This window comes from Salirhabdus euzebyi, assembly GCF_014207435.1.
GTDB classification, from domain to species: Bacteria; Bacillota; Bacilli; order Bacillales; family Alkalibacillaceae; genus Salirhabdus; species Salirhabdus euzebyi.
On the sequence record NZ_JACHGH010000009.1, the window covers coordinates 79,582 to 98,786 of the forward strand.

Here is a 19,205-nt window from a genome sequence, read left to right on the forward strand (position 1 = left end):
TTGCAATGGGGACAAATTAAAACAATATTCATTATATGCTTCCTGATCCTAGACATTTATTTAATAACGCAAGTGTTAGCAAAAGAAAGTGAACCAGGAGAACTTTTTAATCCGGAGACCACTTCTATTAGAGAAGAGCTAGAAGAAAAGAACATTAATATAGAAAATATTCCTGAATCCTCTAAGAAGGCAACTTATATTTCTGCTAGTTGGCATTCTTTTACAGAGGAGGAATTACAAACAATAAAAAATCAAACTGTGATGAATGCTGGGGATATGATTATAGCGGACTTTAATGAACCTATAGTCTTAAGTGAGGACATAACTGTAGAAGAAGTTACGAGAAAGGTAACAGAAAATATTTTATACAGTGATAAATATGTTTTCTGGGGCTGGGACGAGGAAAAAAACATCATGTTATTTTTCCAGCAGCATAACGGCCAACCAATTTACTATAACAAGGGCGGAATGCTTTATATTCAACTAAATGAAGAAAATGAAATGGTTTCTTATGGACAAACCATGCTAGAAGAGATCACCCTTCAAAGTGAAGAAACAGATGTTAGTAAACCTATTGAAGCGGTAGAAGTTTTGTTAGAAAATAACAAGATTTTTTCTGGGGACCACATTTCCAGTATGGAGTTAGGATATCATACATTTTTCCCGTTCGATAATGGGGTACAAGTATTCGTTCCAACCTGGAAAGTGATTGTAAATAATAATCAAACCCATTTTATTAATGCGATGGAAGGTCAGATTATTTCAAAAGATGAAGATGAATTTATTACTGAAATACAGCAAAGTATCGAGAAAGTCAGAAGCACTATTGGGAGTGAGGAGTCGTGACATTACATTTTAGTGTCTTAGCATCAGGAAGTAGTGGAAATGCCTTTTATATCGGTACAGATAAACAGAAGTTACTTGTAGATGCAGGACTAAGTGGTAAACAGTTAGAGAAATTGTTTTATGAAGTAAATATAGAGCCAAGTGCATTGGATGGGATATTAGTAACCCATGAACATAGCGATCATGTAAAGGGATTAGGTATCTTAGCAAGAAGATACAACCTACCTATATACGCGAATGAGAAAACATGGGAAGCGATGCAGAAAAATATTGGGGAAATAAAGCTCGACCAAAAATTTATTTTTCAGATGGAAACAACGAAAACGTTTGGTGATATGGAAGTAGAATCATTTGGTGTTTCTCATGACGCTGCGGAACCTATGTTTTACGTGTTTCATCATGCAGGGAAAAAAGTTGCACTCGTTACGGATACGGGTTATGTATCGGAGCGAATTAAAAAAACAGTTGAAAACGCAGACGCTTATATATTTGAAGCGAACCATGATATTGAGATGCTCCGAATGGGGAGATATCCTTGGAACGTAAAAAGGCGTATTTTGGGTGATTTAGGCCATGTGTCCAATGAAGATAGTGCTATTGCATTAACAGATATAATTGGAAACCAAACAAAAAGAATTTATTTGGCACATTTAAGCAAAGATAACAACATGAAAGAGCTAGCACGTATGTCAGTTACACAAATATTGGATGAACGAGGTTTTCATATGGATAAGAATATCGAAATCCATGATACAGACCCATCCATGCCAACACCAATTTATAAAGTTAGTTAGGTTTATTATTTTGTAAACTGTATAAAATAATTATGTTTAAAGTAATGATTCTCTCATCCTTTATCTTTTGGAAATCTAGGTTGAAAGGCCAGGTGAAAAAACTATGGGCTACTATGATGACCATATGCAACCTCAAGCAAACCCCAAAAAGAGAAGTTGGTTTTTGCCCACGGCTGTTGGCGTTATTATTGGAGCATTAATTGTTTTTTTAGCTTTACCCTCTTTAATAAAGGCCAATCTTTTGCCATATGAAATGCAGAATCAAAACGAGCTGACCCAACAAGGTAATGACAGTCCTTTACCAACGCAAACTGTGAATGTAAACATTCAAACACAGGTAACAGATGTGGTAGAAATGGTTTCAGATGCAGTTGTTGGCGTGGTTAATGTTAGAGGATCTGATTTCTGGATTCAACAAGATGAAGATGCTGGGACTGGTTCAGGAGTCATATATAAAATGGATAATCAGTATGCATATGTTGTTTCTAACCACCATGTAATAGAAGGAGCTACAGAGTTAGAAGTGTCCCTTACAGATGGTGAAAGAGTACCAGCACAACTATTAGGGAGTGACCCTTTTAACGATTTAGCTGTTCTACGTATTGATGCAGATCATGTTGATAAAGCAATTGAATTAGGGCACTCTGAAAATCTAAAGGTTGGAGAGCCTGTAATTGCAATTGGTAGCCCGTTAGGCCTGCAATTTTCTGGCTCTGTTACCCAAGGTATAATTAGTGGTAAAGAACGGATTGTACCACAAGATTTAGACCGAGATGGTATGGCAGATTGGCATTCAGAAGTTATACAAACAGACGCTGCTATTAATCCAGGAAATTCAGGTGGAGCCTTAATCAATATGCGTGGACAACTAATTGGAATAAATTCAATGAAAATAGCTCAGCACGCTGTAGAAGGAATAGGGTTCTCTATTCCGATAGATACTGCTAAGCCGATAATTGATGATTTAGAGGACGATGGAAAAATTACAAGACCATATATGGGTGTAACCCCTAGATCATTATCTGAAATTCCAAGCCATAACTGGTCCGTGTCATTGAATTTACCAAATAACGTAACAGAAGGCGTATTCTTAGAAAATATAGAAGCTATGTCACCAGCAGGGCAAGCTGGTCTAGAAATATATGATGTCATTGTTCAACTAGATGATCAACCTATTGGGGATGTTATTGATTTGCGTAAACACCTCTACCAAAATAAACAACCTGGAGAACAGATGACGGTCATTTACTATCGAGACGGAAATAAGAGACAAACGACCATGACATTATCAGCACAGGATTTTTAGTACTAGCGGGGATATTCATTTATCTCCGCTTTACTTATATGAAAGAGAGGGTGATAGAAAATATGAAACAGTATGTATGTGAGAAACATGTGGATATAGCGATGGAAAAAGTGATTGATGAGTATGAAACAGCACCAATTGTTGAGAAATCCACAGAAAATGAGAAGTTATCAACAAACTGTGAATATTGTGGTGGAGAATCGGCATATATGGTGGCGAACATAGATTCTGATACAAAATAAAGTACAAACATATGTGCATATGTGGATAACTTTGTGTATAACTATAGATTTGTCGTGTAAAACCTGTGCATATTCACTTTTGCACAGGTCATGTGTATACTTTTGTGGATAAATAGAACGTTGTTGTAGTGCGAAGATTTGTTGACAAGTTTTTGATAAAATTGCTGTAGAGATTAGTAAGGAGTTATTCATATGAAAATTACTATTATTTCAATAGGAAAGCTAAAGGAAAAGTATTTAAAAGAGGGTATACAAGAATATATGAAGCGGCTCGGCCCATATGCGAAGATTGATATTGTGGAACTTCCAGATGAAAAAGCCCCGGAAAACTTAAGTCCCGCAGAAGAAATAGACGTAAAGAACAAAGAAGGTCAACGCATTTTGGAAAAGTTATCCCCAGATACTTTTGTGATTACGCTAGAAATAAGAGGAAAACAGTTAACATCCGAACAATTAGCATCGAAATTGGACGAACTTGCAACATACGGGAAAAGTAAAATAGCTTTTGTTATTGGTGGATCACTAGGGTTAAGTGAAGAAGTAATGTTTCGTAGTGATATGGCATTATCTTTTTCTAAAATGACTTTCCCACATCAGTTAATGCGGCTAGTTTTGTTAGAGCAGATTTATCGAGCATTTCGGATTAATAGGGGTGAACCGTACCATAAATAGAGGGAGGAAAAAGAGGAAGAAAAAGGAGCAGGAACATTTCCGGAACGCTTCCTTTTTGGGTAAAAAAGTGGTGGCTGATAAGATGCTCTTTAAAAATATCCTTACTCGACTGTAGTACCCAAAGTCATTCCACCATCAACTATAATTACTGTGCCTGTGCATTAAGAGCTTTCATCTGAGGCAAGAAATGCTACAGCTTGAGCAATTTTAATCGGTTGTCCTATACGTCCTTTACCTCCTAGCCACAGCTTTAGCCTTATCATAATTCCGAGCACCAATTCCTACTAGCCCCTAATGAGGCAAGGTGTTGAGCAATTGCTTTTCCTTGTCCACGATTAGCTCCATTAATAAGTATGATTTGATTTTTTAAGTCTGGCATATTCTCTCCTACCTTCAACATATAAAGCATTACTAAGGCATTTTAATACATAAATGACTTTTAAGGTTTGATTTCATCATCCACAAGATTTGAAAAATCCTTTCTGTTACACTAATAGATGGATAAAGATGGTTAGTATAGGAGTGAAAAATATGTTAGTGGGTCATATTAAGGAAATTATTCGACATCCTGTAAAATCTTTTGACGGAGAATTTGTACATAAATCCAAAATAATGGAATACGGTTTATATGGGGATCGTAGTCATGCTTATTTAGATGAAACAAAAAAAGGAAATTTCTTAACGATAACACAATTTCCAGAAATGGTTAGATATAAAGCTAGATTTGTAGGAGAAGACTTAATTGAAGAATATCCCAAAGTGGAAGTAACAACACCTGAGGGGAAGGTATATGACTGGAAAGATGATGAATTAATTAGAGAAATGGAAAACAAATCGAAAAGAAAAATTTCTACTGTTCAATATACACCTTCACATGTGCCTATTGGACCAATTGCAGTCGAACACATTCTACTTGCAACCGATGCTTCCTTAGATAAATTGGAAAAAATGTGGGGTAAAGACGAAATCGATTTCAGACGTTTTCGTCCTAATCTTTTTCTTTCATTAAAAGAAAAGATACCGTTTATGGAAGAACAATGGATCGGTAAACGGATAAAAATAGGGAAAGAAGTAGAAATCGAGTTAGTAGGGCATTGTAAAAGATGTATGATTATTACGGTTGATCCTAATAATGCAAAACGAGATTCAAGTTTGCATCAAAAGCTTATAAAAGAAAGAAACAATAATTTTGGTGTTTATGCTTCAGTCATTAAAACAGGTGATATTTATGTTGGGGATGAAGTGCATCTTCTTAAATGAATTTGTTTAAAAGTCAATCTGAATTTTTGTTAAAACCATATAAACAGCAAAATTAATTTCAAAATAAGATAAAAGTGAAAAGGTAGGTAAAGATAAGGGGGACGGTGTCTACTGCAAGCAGACACTGTCCCCCATGTGTTTTTTTGTTTTTGCTTACATAAACAGAAAGGAAATTTGGCTAATACTACTATTCTGGATCCTTTTTCTGCTCAATTGGTATGAAATTGAATATTTCCTTTGTCTCAAAACTGTCAATGAGTCTGTTGAGCCAATCGTAATATTCAAGCCAATTGCTAAGTTTTTTCATATCAACTTCAGCTTGCTCCCGAATTTCTTCATAAGTCTCCGGATTTGCTAAAAGTCCCTTTAGTTCAGCAATGGTTTTCTCAATCGCACTAGTATTCATGGTACACATACGGCTCGATTGAAATAACTTCTATTGGTCCATTTTGTAATCCCTATGAATTCATTCCATTCCGATATATATTGTTCATTTTTTACCTCCATGTAAGTTGAGTAATTTCCTACTCATTTTATGGCACCTTAGCTTCGCATGTTCTCAGCCCACATCAATTTTAGGACTTTTTTAAAACGTTAATAAGTCAGTATTTTTCTATATGGATTGAATCTGGTTAATCAATATAGATATTAACTTTATCTTCCGTAAACAGTTTTGAAGAATAATAGGAAAGCTTCTTTTTATGTTAAGGTCTTAATGGCTGAACTTCTCCCTTTTTTACGAGTGAAAAATAGTTTATAATTATTAGTTGTGATAGATTTTCTGAATAAAAAAAATTAAGAGGATTCTATGATATAGTTATAATTATGATAGAAAAGGTGTGTTCATAGATGGCGCCTTGCTTTATGCAAATATAGGAGATAAGGAAGGTTTATAATGAGCAACATACAGAAAAAAACAGACGTTATCTTAATAGGTGCCGGAGTCATGAGCGCGACTTTGGGATCATTACTGAAAGAGTTAGTACCGGACTGGGAAATCAAAGTGTTTGAGCAGCTCCCAAAAGCAGGGGAGGAAAGTTCTAATGAGTGGAATAATGCCGGAACGGGGCATGCTGCTTTGTGTGAGCTTAACTACACTAACGAAAGACCGGATGGAACGATAGATATTAGCAAAGCTATAAAAGTAAATGAACAGTTTCAGGTCTCTTTGCAATTCTGGACTTATCTTGTGAATAGCAAGCTGATAAGTAATCCTCAGGACTTTATCATGCCATTACCTCACATGAGTCTCGTACAAGGGGAAAATAATGTAGCATTTTTGAAAAAACGTTTTGAAGCGCTGTCAACTAATCCTTTGTTCAAAGGGATGAACTTTTCGGATGATCCGGAAAAACTGATGGAGTGGATTCCACTTATCATGAAAGACCGCGTATCTGATGAGCCTATAGCAGCAACAAAAATAGACTCTGGAACAGATGTTAACTTTGGTGCTTTAACACGGATGCTTTTTGAGCATTTAAATAGTAAAAATGTCGAATTAAATTACAAACATAGTGTTAAGAATATAAAACGGACTAGTGATGGTTTATGGGAAGTGAAGGTCCGAAATGCTGATAGCGGTACTGTTGAACGCCATACTGCAAAATTCGTCTTTATCGGAAGTGGCGGGGGAAGCTTACATTTACTGCAAAAATCCGGTATTCCTGAACGAAAAAATATCGGAGGGTTCCCTGTAAGTGGATTATTTATGGTTTGTAATAATCCCGATGTTGTAGCCCAGCACGAGGCAAAAGTATATGGTAAAGCTAAGGTTGGTGCACCACCAATGTCTGTTCCTCATCTGGATACAAGATATATTGATAATAAAAAATCATTGCTATTTGGACCATTTGCAGGTTTCTCTCCAAGGTTTTTAAAAACAGGTTCTTTGCTTGATTTACTGACTTCAGTAAAACCATATAATGTTTTTACCATGTTGGCAGCAGGTGCTAAAAACATGCCGTTAACAAAATACCTAATTCAGCAAGTTATGTTATCAAAGGAAAAGCGTATGGAAGAGTTGCGTGAGTTTATCCCGAATGCAAAAAGCGAGGATTGGGATATTGTAGTAGCCGGACAACGTGTACAAGTTATTAAAGATACGGAAGCTGGAGGTAAAGGAACACTGCAATTCGGTACGGAAGTTGTAAGTGCAGCTGATGGTTCCATTGCGGCATTACTCGGTGCTTCTCCGGGGGCATCAACTGCAGTTCACGTTATGCTAGAGGTTTTAGAAAAATGTTTCCCACAACATATGAACGAATGGGAGCCGAAAATAAAAGAAATGATTCCTTCATATGGCATATCATTAGTGGACAACCCAACCTTTTTACAAGAAATTAAAACTTCAACAGAGCAGACGCTAGGTCTAAGTGAAAAAAGCAATACTCTAGTTGATGCTCCTGATAAAAATAAAAGTTTTGAATAAAAAGAAATTCCAACAGAAAAAATCCTGCACCTTATTGATGCAGGATTTTTACATGAAAATTATTAATCGAGGGGAATCGCAATTTCAGAACCGATTTCTAGGGAGTACATATTTACATTAGGGTTTGCCTCTATTAATTCATCTACTGTTACGTTATCATAGACAGCAGCAATTTTGTTGAAAGTGTTTCCTGGCTGAACAGTGTGATAGACGAGTTGATCACCAGTAGAAGAATTGTTAGATTCGCCCGTGTAGTCAACTACAACAACTTCTGATCCGATTGTCAGATTGTAAGGGTCTATTCCCTCATTTAACGTGTAAATATCTTCTAATGTTACACCATCATATACACTAGCAATTTCTAATAGCGTATTACCAGGTTGCACAGTGTGTGTTACCATGTCCTCACTATTGTTGTTGGTGTTATTTGCATCAAGCATAATTTCTGTACCAACAGGTATGGCAGTAGGATCTAAATCACTATTTAATTCGATTAACTCATCTGTAGTTAAATCATCATATTCTTGTGCAATTCCCCAAAGAGTTTCACCTTCATCTACCGTTTCTGTGGCGGCACTAGCTGAAAAACCAGTGATTCCTAAAATTAAACCTACAGTAACAGTCGTTGCAAGAATTTTAGAATTGTTTTTCATGTCTAATTCCTCCTTTAAGTAGTTATATTAATGTATTCCTACTAATAGTGACTATTAAACATAGAAAATGTACTAGATTAAGGATGACTCTTAACAAAATTGGCATTAGAAACTGCGATAAAGGGATTCTGTATATAAAAAAATTCTTTTAATTTTTTTGCTACTTTCTACTAAATTGCGACGTAATTTAAGATGGATTAAATCTGGTATGCGCTATACAATCGCTTCGGTAGAATAAGTCGCGCACTTTAGGACACGGCCTCATCCTCCTCGCGGAAAAGCACCGCTGCGGGCTCTTCAGACACGTGCTGTCCCTCAGGAGTCTGTAAATTTTACCTGTGCTTAGTCTGACTTTCTCATTGAATAGTCATAAGTCATTATTTAAAAAAGCCAACGAAAGAGAATTCCTTATGTACTAAAAACATCAAAAAGGCCTCAGCATATTGCTGAGGCCTTTTTGATGTTAATCTAGCATATATTGTGTTCTATTTTATGAAAGTCTCATCTTAAAGTCTTGGTATCCAAATTGATGAACAATTTGGCAATCGCCGTCTTTCTTTTGAACAGCAATGGCTGGTAATGCCATCCCATTAAAAGTCGTGTTTTTCACCATAGAATAGATCGCCATATCTCCAAATACTAGTCGATCTCCACTTTTTAATGGCTGTTCAAAGGAGTAATCACCTATTACATCCCCCGCCAAACAGGTTTGTCCACCTAGTCGGTATGTGAATGGTTTTTCTCCTACTTCACCTGATCCAAAAAGCGGTGGGCGATATGGCATTTCCAAAACATCTGGCATATGACAAGATGCAGAGGTATCAAGAATTGCAATCTCCATTCCGTTTTGATGCGTATCAAGTACAGTTGTCACCAAATATCCAGCATTAAGTGCAACTGCTTCACCTGGCTCTAAATATACTTCTAAACCGTATTTATCCTGCATTCTCTTAATGCAGTCTTCCAATAAAGGAATATCATAATCTACTCTAGTAATGTGGTGACCACCACCAAAGTTAATCCACTCCATTTGAGGTAGCCATTCACCAAATTTTTCTTCGATAGCATTTAAAGTTGTTTCTAGATCATCAGCATTTTGTTGGCAAAGTGTATGGAAGTGTAGTCCTGAAACACCTTCTAACAATTCTGAACGGAAATGATCTTTTGTTACACCGAATCGTGAACCTGGTGCACACGGGTCATAAATTTCATGACCAATTTGTGTTGAGCATTCCGGGTTGATGCGTAGGCCAACCTTTTTACCAGCTTGAAGAACCTTATGTTTAAATTTATCTAGCTGTGAAAAGGAATTAAAGATAACATGATCACAAATCGAAATGATCTCGTCTATTTCATCCTCGCGGTAGGCAGGGGCAAAGACATGATTTTCTTTGCCCATTTCCTCATAACCTAAACGTGCTTCAAATAAACCACTTGCTGTTGTACCATCTAAGTATTCTCCAATAAGAGGATACATAGAGTACATAGAAAATGCCTTTTGAGCTAATACAATTTTACATCCAGTACGTTTCATTACCCCGTTTAGAATCTTTAAGTTTTTTTCCAGAAGACCTTCATCGACTACGTAACACGGCGTTGGTAACTCTTCAAATTTCATCTTAACGAGAGTACTCCGTTTGTTTAATAGGCTCTTTATCTACAAGCTCTGGACTAAAGTCTTCTTTCCAAGGTAAACCCCATTTGTTTAATGCTTCCATGAACGGATCTGGATTAAATTCTTCAATATTGTAAACTCCCGGCTTATTCCATTTTCCTGTCATAATCATCGCAGCACCAATCATTGCAGGAACACCTGTTGTGTACGACACTGCCTGAGAGCCAACTTCTTTATAGCACTCTTCGTGATCACAAACATTATAAACATAATATGTTTTTTCTTTTCCGTCCTTTTTCCCTTTAAAGATACAACCAATGTTTGTCTTACCCTTTGTGCGTGGTCCTAGAGAAGCAGGATCTGGTAATACAGCTTTCAAAAACTGAAGCGGAATAATTTGTTTTCCTTCGAATTCAATAGGTTCAATAGAAGTCATCCCTACATTTTCAAGAGCTTTTAAATGAGTGAGATAACTTTGTCCAAATGTCATGAAGAAACGGATACGTTTAATACCAGGAATGTTTACAGCAAGGGATTCAAGCTCTTCATGGTATAACAGATACATATCTTTCTCACCAACTTCTGGGAAGTTATACACACGTTTAATTTCCATTGGTTTCGTTTCTATCCATTCACCATTTTCCCAATATCTTCCGTTTGCAGATACTTCACGAATATTGATTTCAGGGTTAAAGTTTGTCGCAAAAGGATAACCGTGGTCACCTGCGTTACAGTCAAGGATGTCAATGTATTCAATTTCATCAAAGTGATGTTTAAGGGCATAAGCTGAAAATACACCTGTTACGCCTGGATCAAAGCCACTACCTAAAAGAGCTGTAATACCGGCTTTTTCAAAACGTTCGCGGTAGTCCCACTGCCATTTATATTCAAACTTTGCTGTATCTTCTGGCTCATAGTTTGCTGTATCCATATAATGAGTTTTTGTTGCAAGACAAGCATCCATAATTGTTAAATCCTGATAAGGTAAAGCTAAGTTCATAACGATGTCTGGTTTAACCTCTTCTATTAAAGCAATTAACTCATCCACATTGTTAGCATCAACCTGTGCAGTAGTGATCTTTGTTTTTCCACCATCTAGTTTTGCCTTCAATGCATCACATTTTGATTTTGTACGACTTGCAATACAAATTTCCTCGAATACCTCACTATTTTGAACACATTTGTGAATAGCTACAGAAGCTACTCCACCACAACCAATAACTAATGCTTTTCCCATATTCCTATCTCCTAACTATTAAAATTTGAAAATGATGCAGAACGTATTCCTCAAAAAAAGCAACAAAAAAAGCAGGTGTAAAACGCATAACTGCGCACAACACATGCTTTAGATATAATCATCAATATTAAAAAGCATAATTTCTCCATAGTGACTAAGTCATATGTACATAATTCCTAAAAGTCACAGGACATTTGAAAGCTTTAAAATATTACAATATATCATATCGGATCAGAGTCTATATAGCAAATAATTACTTTTATCACTCTTATTGATCGTTTCACAAGTTGTGTGCATATGCACTGGTTGTAAAGTAACCAACTTATAAAATTTGAGCTTTTAACTCAATCAATAAGGCAACTTAAGTTGCCAATCGGCGTTTGACCCGGCTGTCCGTATGGCCTTAAACTCTTTTTCGGGAGTGGTCAAAAATTATCTGCTTGGAAAGACTCAGATATATTTCATATTTAGCTTTCCATTTAATGCACATTCATGGTATCAGCTTATTAGAAAAATAGCAATAGAAAAATTTAATAATTTCAAAGTGTAAAAAAACATTAATAACTAGCCTAGTTTGTTCTAGAATAACTACTCTGCTTTATAGTTATTAACTGATAGTTGAAACAGTACCTTTTCAGTTTGGTTTGAAAGACCTAAACCACTATAAAATTCTTTTAAACCCTTGGATACTAATGGTTTTAGCAATGGTATCGCTTTCAACAATTACCCATAATAAATACTTTGTTAGATTATCTCACAAGTTAATTGTTTGAATATTCAGAGCATGGTAAGTTATTTACTAACAACAAATGTTAAATAAATTAACATGTGAGGGGAGAAGGTTTTAATGGAAATTGCTTTAATGGATAATTTATGGGTGGTTATTGGTACATTTTTAGTTTTTCTAATGCTAGGAGGATTTATTTTACTTGAAGCTGGTTCAACTAGAATGAAGAATGCCGGTCATATAGCTGGTAAAACAATCTTTACAGCAGGAATTGGGTCTTTAGTTTTTTGGGCAGTTGGTTATGGTTTTATTTATGGTGATGGTAACTGGTTTATCGGTTTATCGAATTTCTTTTATGGTGATGCATCATTTAGTGGAGAAGGATTATCTCCAGCTGTCGATTTTATGTTCCAAATGATGTTTGCTTTAGTCGCTATGACCATTGCGTTTGGAGGTTTTGCTGAACGTGCGAAGTTATCATCCTATGTTATTTTTGCAATCCTATTCTCAGCTGTTATTTATCCGGTTGTAGCACACTGGATTTGGGGTGGTGGTTGGTTAGCTGACCATGGAAAACAAGACTTTGCTGGTTCAACAGTTGTTCACTTAACAGGTGCAATGGCTGCATTAGCTGCTACATTGGTCTTAAAGCCACGTATTGGTAAATATAATAAAGACGGTTCTTCTAATGATCTTGCAGGTCACAACCAAGTATTTACGGCATTAGGTGTGCTATTACTTTGGGTAGGTTGGTTTGGGTTTAATGGTGCGAGTACTTTTGCAGTTGAAGGGGCGTTCTTTGGTTTTGCTATCCTTAATACACAATTAGCAGCAGCAGCTGGTGCTATAGTGGCAATGTTTGTTGCTTGGGTTTTAACTGGTAAAGCTGATGTTCCTACTACATTAAATGGTGCTTTGGCAGGCCTAGTTGCTATTACAGCACCCGCTGGCTTCGTCAATCCTTGGGCTGCAGTTGTAATAGGTGCAATTGGTGGATTCATTGTCGTATTCAGCATGAAAATGTTTGATAAAGCCAAAATTGATGATCCTATTTTCGCCTTATCTGTTCACGGAACAGTAGGTGTCTGGGGTACACTAGCAAACGGTTTATTCACAGTACCTGAATTCGCATTTACCGGTCAAGCAGGATTGTTTTATGGTGGTGGATTCACTCAATTAGGAGTGCAAGCTCTTGGTGTTGTAACTAGTGGTTTATACGCGTTTGTAGTGGCATTCGTTATATTAAAAGTAATGGATAAAGTAATGGGCGGCATTCGTGTAACCGAAGAAGAAGAAATTGTTGGTCTTGATTTAAGTGAACACGGAGGTTATGGCTATCCAGAAAACATCCCTCATCCGAATGATCAAAAAGGTGCATAAAAGGTGATATGATTAGTTGAAACAGGGGGTCGAATTATTTTGAATAACTATACAGATATTAGCCATTGGCGACAGGAAAGTATAAAGCACGTTTCAACTAATCATTACAATTTAAATACCTTGCATGATGAAGTAATAAGGAAAACGGTAGAAGTAGCAATGAAAAAGGTGCAAAGAGAGTGGGGGAGTTCTCCCGCTCCCTTTGCCTTCTTTTTAATGGGGAGTGCTGGAAGATTTGAGCAGTCTGTATGGAGCGACCAAGATCACGGCATTATATTTGATGGAAATGCTGACTGTGAAGAATATTTTTTAAAATTAGGAAGTGAAATAGCGGTTGCCTTAGAAATGGTTGGTTATGAGACCTGTGAAGGTAAGGTAATGGCATCTAATCCATTATGGTGTCAGTCTATTGCCGATTGGAAACAACAAATTTCTGATTGGTTAGAGGAAGCTAGTTGGACATCACTGCGTCATTTTTCAACGTTTATTGATTCTAGAGTTTTGGTTGGTGACAACAACTTTATTAATGAAATAAAAAAACTGGCATTTACGATAATAAACAATGAACCAAGATTATATTTGCGTTTAGTAGAAAATGTGGATTTTATCAAAAAGGGTGTGGGGGTTTTAGGTCAATTACTTCCAGAATCCTCTGGTGAACAGTCAGGTAAAATTCAATTGAAACAAACGACTTTCTTTCCGTATGTAAATTCCCTACGGTTGTTAGCTCTCAAAGAAAGTGTCACAGATTCTTCTACAATTGCTAGATTTAATAAAATAAAGGAAAAATATCCATCTATTTATAGCTTTGAGAAATACTTTATTCAACTTCTTCAATTTCGTCTTAACTTTCAGCAAGATGTAAGAAGCTATCAACAAGTCCATCTTATACCTTTAGATAAGTTGACGAAGCAGAATAAGAAGGAGCTAAAATTATTAATGAAAAAAGGATATGATCTTTTTTCTGACACAAAAAAAATAATTGAAAATGAGTGTTCAGCATGGTTATGAATCAGATGATGCAATTTGTTAGACAAATATCAGGACGACTAACCTCCAATTCCTATACCTCATTGGATCCACAGCAAATTGCCTATATAAGAAGCTTACAACGCGAAATTAAAAAGAATGACGTACTAAATATACCTTTTGAGGAGTTAAAGGTGGTTGTTTTTGATATTGAAACCACCGGATTTTATCCATATAAAGGGGACCGTATGTTAACAATTGGTGCTGTTAAAATGCGGGGAGATCAAATTTTGGCAGAAGATACTTTCTACTCTGCAATTTATAGTGATGAAGGCCCTTCAAAGGAAATTGAAAAATTAACCGGTATCACGAAAGCAGAATTATTAGCTGCTCCACCTATTCAAAATGTTTTAAAAGAATTTTACCAATTTGTAAAAAGTGATACGCTCGTTGCACATCATTCAAGTCATGAAAAACAATTTATGAAACATGCCAATTGGCTAGCGCTTAAAACAGATTTTCAAAATAGAATTATTGATACATCCTTCCTAACCAAAATTATTGAACCGGAGTTAAAACTATTCACGCTCGATGAATACTGTGATCATTTTGGGATATTTAATCAACAAAGACACCATGCTTTGCATGATGCGATAGCAACCGCAAATTTATGGTCAGAAGGAATTCGTGGTGTAAAACAATTAGGTTATTCTCATTTAAACGATGTGTATACACATATAGCCAAAATAAGGTAATGTATGTATTGATTGAGGGGAGGGAAGGCATGAACAACAACATTCCTGACCATTTACCTAAGTTTCCTATGAGTGTAGTAAAGGATTTAACGAAATTAACCGCAAGACAAATTCGATATTATGAGAATCAGGAACTAATTAAACCTGATAGAAACGAAAGCAATCACCGTGTATACTCGGTAAAAGATATTAATAGATTAAAGGAAATCAAACACCTTATTAATCAGGGGATTAATATTGCAGGAATTAAAGCGCTATTGAATAAAGAATAGTTGGTATAAAAGTTTTTTGATATTACGGAAGCCCTCTTAATGCTTATAAAGAGAGCTTCCTTTTTTGAGTTAAAACGTTTTTGGTACGAAATACTCTAAATCTACGTTCTGAAACGGGTAATCTTTTTCATTAGTGTCACGATAATGCCACCATTCCGTGCTAATAGATGAAAATCCACTTTCTTGCATGATTTTTGTTAAATATTCCATGTTTTTTTGCGCTTCATCTGTATTGCCTTGATGATTTCTCCAGGATCTCTCTGTAAATTCATCAAAGCCAGTAGGCATTTCCAACTCTTTGCCTAATTCGTCTACTAAGGTAATATCAACTGCTACTCCACGATTGTGGTCGGTACCTTTACTTGGATCACTTACATATCTAGGGTCTGGTGTGTTTTCCCAGAATATCTCTTGTACGTAAAGTGGCCGATATCCATCCCATACTTTTATCCGGTATCCATCCTTTTTAGCTAAATCATTCGCATGCTTTAACTTGAGGGCAGTATCTTTTTGAAGTAAACAGATGGCAACAGGATACACTTTTTTCTCTACAAAGTTGTTTTCTGTTGCATATCGTAAATCTACGACAATCGTGTTATCTATATCTCGTATATTGACCAGTCCTGTTATTTTAGTTAATTGATCAATTCGCTCCTGCTCTATTTTTTCAAGTTTTTTAAGTAACGTTTCATTTTCCTTCTCTAAAAGCTTGTTGTCTGATTTGAGTAAAGAACGTTCTTCGTCAATTAGGGAATTCTCTTCTTCCAATGCTGTTATGCGTGTTTTAAGTGAATTCATTTCCGTTTTAGTCGAATGTATACATCCCGATAAAAGAAAAATAGCCATTAGCACGAAAGTAATGTTAACTATTTTCATGGTTTACCTCCTCCTGTTAATAGAGTAACTTGCTCTATTTAGTTAGACGTTATAAATTGTCTATATTATAAGCTTATAGGAAAAAATATTTATAAAAGTTATGAAGGATATTGAAAAGAGAAGTGCAGCAAGTTTAGGTAATGAAAAAGAGAAGCTTCCATTTTTATCAAAAGCTTCTCTTTTTCATCTAATTATATTTATTTTATACAAAACTGATAACCAAGCCCTCTGACCGTTTGAATATATGTAGATACTCCGGTATGCAGTTCTAGTTTTTTTCTTAAGTTACTAATATGAACCTTTAACGTTCTTGTCTCCCCAAGACTGTCTGTTCCCCAAATAAGTGTATAAAGTTCGTGTGCACTAAATATTTTATCAGGATGTTGAGCAAGGATAGATAGAATTAAAAATTCTTTATTCGAGAGATCAATGTTTTGATTATTGAAAGTGACTCTTTGTAAGTAAAAGTTAAGATGCAAGGGACCAATTTTTAAACTTTCGGTATCGAGGTTCATTGGTTGACTAGTAGTATCATTTTGCCGGTTAAAAACAGGTGCTCGCCTTAGATTAGACTTTATGCGGGCAATAAGCTGCTGCAAATCAAAAGGTTTTGTCACATAATCATCGCCACCCAATTCTAATCCTCGAATAATATCTGAACCATCATCTAAACAACTTACAAATATAATTGGTACATTAGAAACCTTCCGAATGCTTTCACAAACATCAAACCCATTTAAATCAGGAAGTTGAACATCTAACAGTATTAAATCTGGCTGGTTTAATTCGAAAGCGTGTAAGGCACCCATCCCGTGTGAAACAATAATTGGATGAAATCCGTAGCTGGATAAAGCGGTAGATAGAAAGTGTTGAATATCATAATCATCTTCTACTATTAAAATAGTTAAGCTCATTTTGGATTCTCCTTCTCAACCAATGTCACTGGTAATGTTATAGAAAACTGACTTCCTACCCCAACTTTACTTTGTACCGAAATTGTACCATCATGCTTTTTAATGATTTCGTAACAAATGGCTAAGCCTAAGCCAGAACCTTGTTTTTTATTCAACGAATTCTTTCCTTTGATAAAACGGGTAAAAATATTTGGTAGTATATCCTTCTCTATACCAATTCCATTATCACAAATTAGTATACGGAATATACCATTTTCATGATAGGAACTAGGATTTTCTTCATACTCTCCTACAATTGTAATAGTTCCTCCCTCAGGAGTAAACTTGGTCGCATTATGAATAATATTTGAAAATACTTGTTCGATCCGTAAAATATCAATTTGAAGGAGAAGGTCATGCTCCTTTGGTAAACTACCCCATTGCAAATCGAGGTTCATTTTTTCATTTACTATGTCATGCTCGAAGCGGTTATATAAGTGTTCTAGCAAATGGACGGCATCTACTTCTTCTAACATAAAGTCAAACTGTCCTTCATCCATTTTTGCCAGATCAAGTAAGTCCTTAGATAACCGATTAATTAACTTTGCCTTTTCCCCAACAATATTTACATAACTTTTTTCTTCTTCGGATTGGACCTTGTTTTCTAATAGTTGAACGTAACCTTGTAAAGATTGCATCGGTGTACCTATTTCGTGTGCAACAGAGGAAAAGAATTCTTTCCGTGTTTGTTCAATATGATGTAACTGCTTGTTTCTTTCTTGAAGCTCATAAGTACGGTCTGCAACTTTTTGTTCTAACAGTGTATTGGTTTCCTTTATTTCTTGAGAAAGTTTTTCTACTTCCGCAAATGCGTTGGAACTATTTTTAGCAACTATAAGTGTCTGCGCAAGAAGAAACACACCGGCAGCAATTGGTACAAGATCCACACTATTATTAATCTTCAAGTTATAGTAAAAGATATCATGTATCACCGCAATAACAAAAAAGCATACCGATAAAAAGTTTAAAATAGCACCTTCTCTCTTTCTTATAACAGCAAGTCCAACTATATAAATACAATAGATAAAAATAACGATGGAGCAGGTCTCAAAAGTATAAAGAAAGTGAGTGTATATATATGCAGGAAAGAGTGTTGTGAGACTAAATAGTAAACATATGGCAACAGATAAATAGATGATTCTTTTATTAACTTCTCTTGGAAATAAATAATATAAAAAGAGGAAAAGTACCATGAAGCTAAAGTAAATAGTAAGATACTCTATTTTAACGCTCAATTCCCATGAAAAAGAGGGAAATAAATACATAAATAATAGCTCACCTACAAAGAGAGTACGCAATGAAACAAAGAAGCAAAACACCCCTAAAAATAAGGGAAGCTTGGAAGTAGAACGAAAAAAGTAGTGTGAAATAAGGTAAAAACTAAGAGCAAATAAGGCGCTTGCAATAATGATATCTCGAATTACATTCATTTCTCTATTTTTATTAATAGCGTCATGCGATCCAAATTTTAATGGAGACCACATTCCGCCTTTACGCTGCGAAAAATTAGAAACTTGCATAACTATTTCAATTTCACTCGAATGAGGTACAAATGAGGCTGTTTTAGAAAAAGATTTAGGTTTCATGCTCTCCCGGTTTGTGCCGACTTCTCCATTTTTAGCAAGAAGCTCCCCATTTACCCAAAGCTTATAGGCTGAGGCTACAGAAGGAATATAAACAGATAAAAGTTCATTAGAGTCTTCTTCGTTTATATGAATAACGAGTCGATAAGTGCCAAACCCTGAATTGGAAAGGGGAAGACTTCCGGTATAATCTGCATCCACCCAAACATCTGGGGCTTCAATATAATTGGTTTTTTCCTGTTCATTGGTAGTCTTAAAATCTTCGGGAACAAGTAGTTGCTTCCAATAAAACTCCCATTGTCCTTCTAGTAGAAGAACCTGATCTAAGTCACTATTGCTAAGATCTAAATATCCTTCATTTATCAATTGTTTTTCTGTTGCCTCAACTTCTAGCCCTTGATAGTTAATAAAAAGCATAGATAGAAGAAAAAGGACAAAATAGTATTTTCCTTTGATCATAGATATACCCTCTTTTTGGTAGGTTAAGAAAACTTTACTTTAGTTAACGTTTTTTATATAGAATGCTTATTATCTATTACTTTATAATTAGGAAGACATTAGGTCAATATGCGTCGAAATTTGTAAAAAAAAGTAAGTAGAAATTTTAGTCCAGTAGCCAAAAAAAAGATAAAGAATG

General features: G+C 35.6%; 18 protein-coding genes. 11 read left to right on the plus strand and 7 right to left on the minus strand.

What is annotated here, in order from left to right; all coding sequences use genetic code 11:
- The 6 genes from HNQ94_RS14465 (at position 1) to HNQ94_RS14495 (ending at position 5,120) form a co-directional block, all read left to right on the plus strand.
- On the plus strand, positions 1-846 hold the full coding sequence (locus tag HNQ94_RS14465) for a two-component system regulatory protein YycI (protein WP_174497063.1): 846 nt from the start codon (positions 1-3) through the stop codon (positions 844-846).
- Positions 843-1,640: an MBL fold metallo-hydrolase gene (locus HNQ94_RS14470; protein ID WP_174497062.1), complete on the plus strand. Its 798-nt coding sequence runs from the start codon at positions 843-845 to the stop codon at positions 1,638-1,640. Before HNQ94_RS14465 ends, HNQ94_RS14470 begins: the two co-directional genes overlap by 4 nt.
- Positions 1,641-1,743: 103 nt before the next feature.
- Positions 1,744-2,946: a S1C family serine protease gene (locus HNQ94_RS14475; protein WP_174497061.1), complete on the plus strand. Its 1,203-nt coding sequence runs from the start codon at positions 1,744-1,746 to the stop codon at positions 2,944-2,946.
- A 62-nt stretch (positions 2,947-3,008) separates the two neighbouring features.
- Positions 3,009-3,188: a CxxH/CxxC protein gene (locus tag HNQ94_RS14480; protein ID WP_174497060.1), complete on the plus strand. Its 180-nt coding sequence runs from the start codon at positions 3,009-3,011 to the stop codon at positions 3,186-3,188.
- A gap of 192 nt (positions 3,189-3,380) precedes the next feature.
- Positions 3,381-3,860, plus strand: a complete 480-nt coding sequence (gene rlmH, locus HNQ94_RS14485; RefSeq protein ID WP_174497059.1) for a 23S rRNA (pseudouridine(1915)-N(3))-methyltransferase RlmH — start codon at positions 3,381-3,383, stop codon at positions 3,858-3,860.
- A gap of 531 nt (positions 3,861-4,391) precedes the next feature.
- Positions 4,392-5,120 (plus strand): MOSC domain-containing protein, encoded by a 729-nt coding sequence (locus HNQ94_RS14495; protein WP_174497058.1) that lies wholly within the window; start codon positions 4,392-4,394, stop codon positions 5,118-5,120.
- Positions 5,121-5,307: 187 nt separating this feature from the next.
- Here HNQ94_RS14495 and HNQ94_RS14500 read toward each other — a convergent pair whose 3' ends face one another.
- Entirely contained in the window at positions 5,308-5,526 is a 219-nt protein-coding gene (locus tag HNQ94_RS14500; protein WP_174497057.1) for a hypothetical protein, read from the minus strand.
- 489 nt (positions 5,527-6,015) lie between these two features.
- Between HNQ94_RS14500 and HNQ94_RS14505 the strand changes: the two genes are divergently transcribed.
- A complete protein-coding gene (locus HNQ94_RS14505; protein WP_174497056.1) occupies positions 6,016-7,548 on the plus strand; it encodes a malate:quinone oxidoreductase in 1,533 nt (510 codons plus the stop codon).
- 62 nt (positions 7,549-7,610) lie between these two features.
- Here the strand turns inward: HNQ94_RS14505 and HNQ94_RS14510 are convergent, their stop codons facing one another.
- From HNQ94_RS14510 to HNQ94_RS14520, 3 genes are all read right to left on the minus strand, one after another.
- A complete protein-coding gene (locus HNQ94_RS14510; RefSeq protein ID WP_174497055.1) occupies positions 7,611-8,201 on the minus strand; it encodes a LysM peptidoglycan-binding domain-containing protein in 591 nt (196 codons plus the stop codon).
- Between the two features lie 490 nt (positions 8,202-8,691).
- Positions 8,692-9,819 carry a carboxynorspermidine decarboxylase gene (gene nspC, locus HNQ94_RS14515; protein WP_174497054.1) on the minus strand — a complete coding sequence of 376 codons (1,128 nt, stop codon included), beginning with the start codon at positions 9,817-9,819 and terminating at the stop codon, positions 8,692-8,694.
- A 1-nt stretch (position 9,820) separates the two neighbouring features.
- Positions 9,821-11,053 carry a saccharopine dehydrogenase family protein gene (locus HNQ94_RS14520; RefSeq protein WP_174497053.1) on the minus strand — a complete coding sequence of 411 codons (1,233 nt, stop codon included), beginning with the start codon at positions 11,051-11,053 and terminating at the stop codon, positions 9,821-9,823.
- A gap of 847 nt (positions 11,054-11,900) precedes the next feature.
- Between HNQ94_RS14520 and HNQ94_RS14525 the strand changes: the two genes are divergently transcribed.
- Genes HNQ94_RS14525 through HNQ94_RS14540 form a run of 4 tightly spaced genes read left to right on the plus strand, consistent with a single transcriptional unit; the run spans position 11,901 to position 15,156 of the window.
- The gene (locus tag HNQ94_RS14525; protein WP_174497052.1) at positions 11,901-13,160 is read left to right on the plus strand and encodes an ammonium transporter; all 1,260 of its coding nucleotides are present in this window, start codon (positions 11,901-11,903) and stop codon (positions 13,158-13,160) included.
- Between the two features lie 39 nt (positions 13,161-13,199).
- The gene (locus HNQ94_RS14530; RefSeq protein WP_221452585.1) at positions 13,200-14,171 is read left to right on the plus strand and encodes a DUF294 nucleotidyltransferase-like domain-containing protein; all 972 of its coding nucleotides are present in this window, start codon (positions 13,200-13,202) and stop codon (positions 14,169-14,171) included.
- Positions 14,162-14,884: an exonuclease domain-containing protein gene (locus HNQ94_RS14535; protein ID WP_174497051.1), complete on the plus strand. Its 723-nt coding sequence runs from the start codon at positions 14,162-14,164 to the stop codon at positions 14,882-14,884. Before HNQ94_RS14530 ends, HNQ94_RS14535 begins: the two co-directional genes overlap by 10 nt.
- A gap of 29 nt (positions 14,885-14,913) precedes the next feature.
- Positions 14,914-15,156: a MerR family transcriptional regulator gene (locus HNQ94_RS14540; protein ID WP_174497050.1), complete on the plus strand. Its 243-nt coding sequence runs from the start codon at positions 14,914-14,916 to the stop codon at positions 15,154-15,156.
- 69 nt (positions 15,157-15,225) lie between these two features.
- Here HNQ94_RS14540 and ddpX read toward each other — a convergent pair whose 3' ends face one another.
- The 3 genes from ddpX to HNQ94_RS14555 all read right to left on the minus strand — a co-directional run bounded on the left by ddpX (position 15,226) and on the right by HNQ94_RS14555 (position 19,027).
- Entirely contained in the window at positions 15,226-16,032 is an 807-nt protein-coding gene (ddpX, locus tag HNQ94_RS14545; RefSeq protein ID WP_174497049.1) for a D-alanyl-D-alanine dipeptidase, read from the minus strand.
- A 197-nt stretch (positions 16,033-16,229) separates the two neighbouring features.
- Positions 16,230-16,946, minus strand: a complete 717-nt coding sequence (locus tag HNQ94_RS14550; RefSeq protein WP_174497048.1) for a response regulator transcription factor — start codon at positions 16,944-16,946, stop codon at positions 16,230-16,232.
- A complete protein-coding gene (locus HNQ94_RS14555) occupies positions 16,943-19,027 on the minus strand; it encodes a sensor histidine kinase (RefSeq protein ID WP_174497047.1) in 2,085 nt (694 codons plus the stop codon). Before HNQ94_RS14555 ends, HNQ94_RS14550 begins: the two co-directional genes overlap by 4 nt.
- Between the last annotated feature and the right edge of the window lie 178 nt (positions 19,028-19,205).

Bases quoted from the DNA above. Each gene is read 5' to 3' on its own strand.
- rlmH (WP_174497059.1), top strand. From the start codon at position 3,381: ATGAAAATTACTATTATTTCAATAGGAAAGCTAAAGGAAAAGTATTTA.
- nspC (WP_174497054.1), bottom strand. From the start codon at position 9,819: ATGAAATTTGAAGAGTTACCAACGCCGTGTTACGTAGTCGATGAAGGT.
- ddpX (WP_174497049.1), bottom strand. From the start codon at position 16,032: ATGAAAATAGTTAACATTACTTTCGTGCTAATGGCTATTTTTCTTTTA.
- HNQ94_RS14510 (WP_174497055.1), bottom strand. From the start codon at position 8,201: ATGAAAAACAATTCTAAAATTCTTGCAACGACTGTTACTGTAGGTTTA.
- HNQ94_RS14505 (WP_174497056.1), top strand. From the start codon at position 6,016: ATGAGCAACATACAGAAAAAAACAGACGTTATCTTAATAGGTGCCGGA.
- HNQ94_RS14520 (WP_174497053.1), bottom strand. From the start codon at position 11,053: ATGGGAAAAGCATTAGTTATTGGTTGTGGTGGAGTAGCTTCTGTAGCT.
- HNQ94_RS14525 (WP_174497052.1), top strand. From the start codon at position 11,901: ATGGAAATTGCTTTAATGGATAATTTATGGGTGGTTATTGGTACATTT.
- HNQ94_RS14480 (WP_174497060.1), top strand. From the start codon at position 3,009: ATGAAACAGTATGTATGTGAGAAACATGTGGATATAGCGATGGAAAAA.
- HNQ94_RS14540 (WP_174497050.1), top strand. From the start codon at position 14,914: ATGAACAACAACATTCCTGACCATTTACCTAAGTTTCCTATGAGTGTA.
- HNQ94_RS14495 (WP_174497058.1), top strand. From the start codon at position 4,392: ATGTTAGTGGGTCATATTAAGGAAATTATTCGACATCCTGTAAAATCT.
- HNQ94_RS14550 (WP_174497048.1), bottom strand. From the start codon at position 16,946: ATGAGCTTAACTATTTTAATAGTAGAAGATGATTATGATATTCAACAC.
- HNQ94_RS14475 (WP_174497061.1), top strand. From the start codon at position 1,744: ATGGGCTACTATGATGACCATATGCAACCTCAAGCAAACCCCAAAAAG.
- HNQ94_RS14555 (WP_174497047.1), bottom strand. From the start codon at position 19,027: ATGATCAAAGGAAAATACTATTTTGTCCTTTTTCTTCTATCTATGCTT.
- HNQ94_RS14535 (WP_174497051.1), top strand. From the start codon at position 14,162: ATGGTTATGAATCAGATGATGCAATTTGTTAGACAAATATCAGGACGA.
- HNQ94_RS14500 (WP_174497057.1), bottom strand. From the start codon at position 5,526: ATGAATACTAGTGCGATTGAGAAAACCATTGCTGAACTAAAGGGACTT.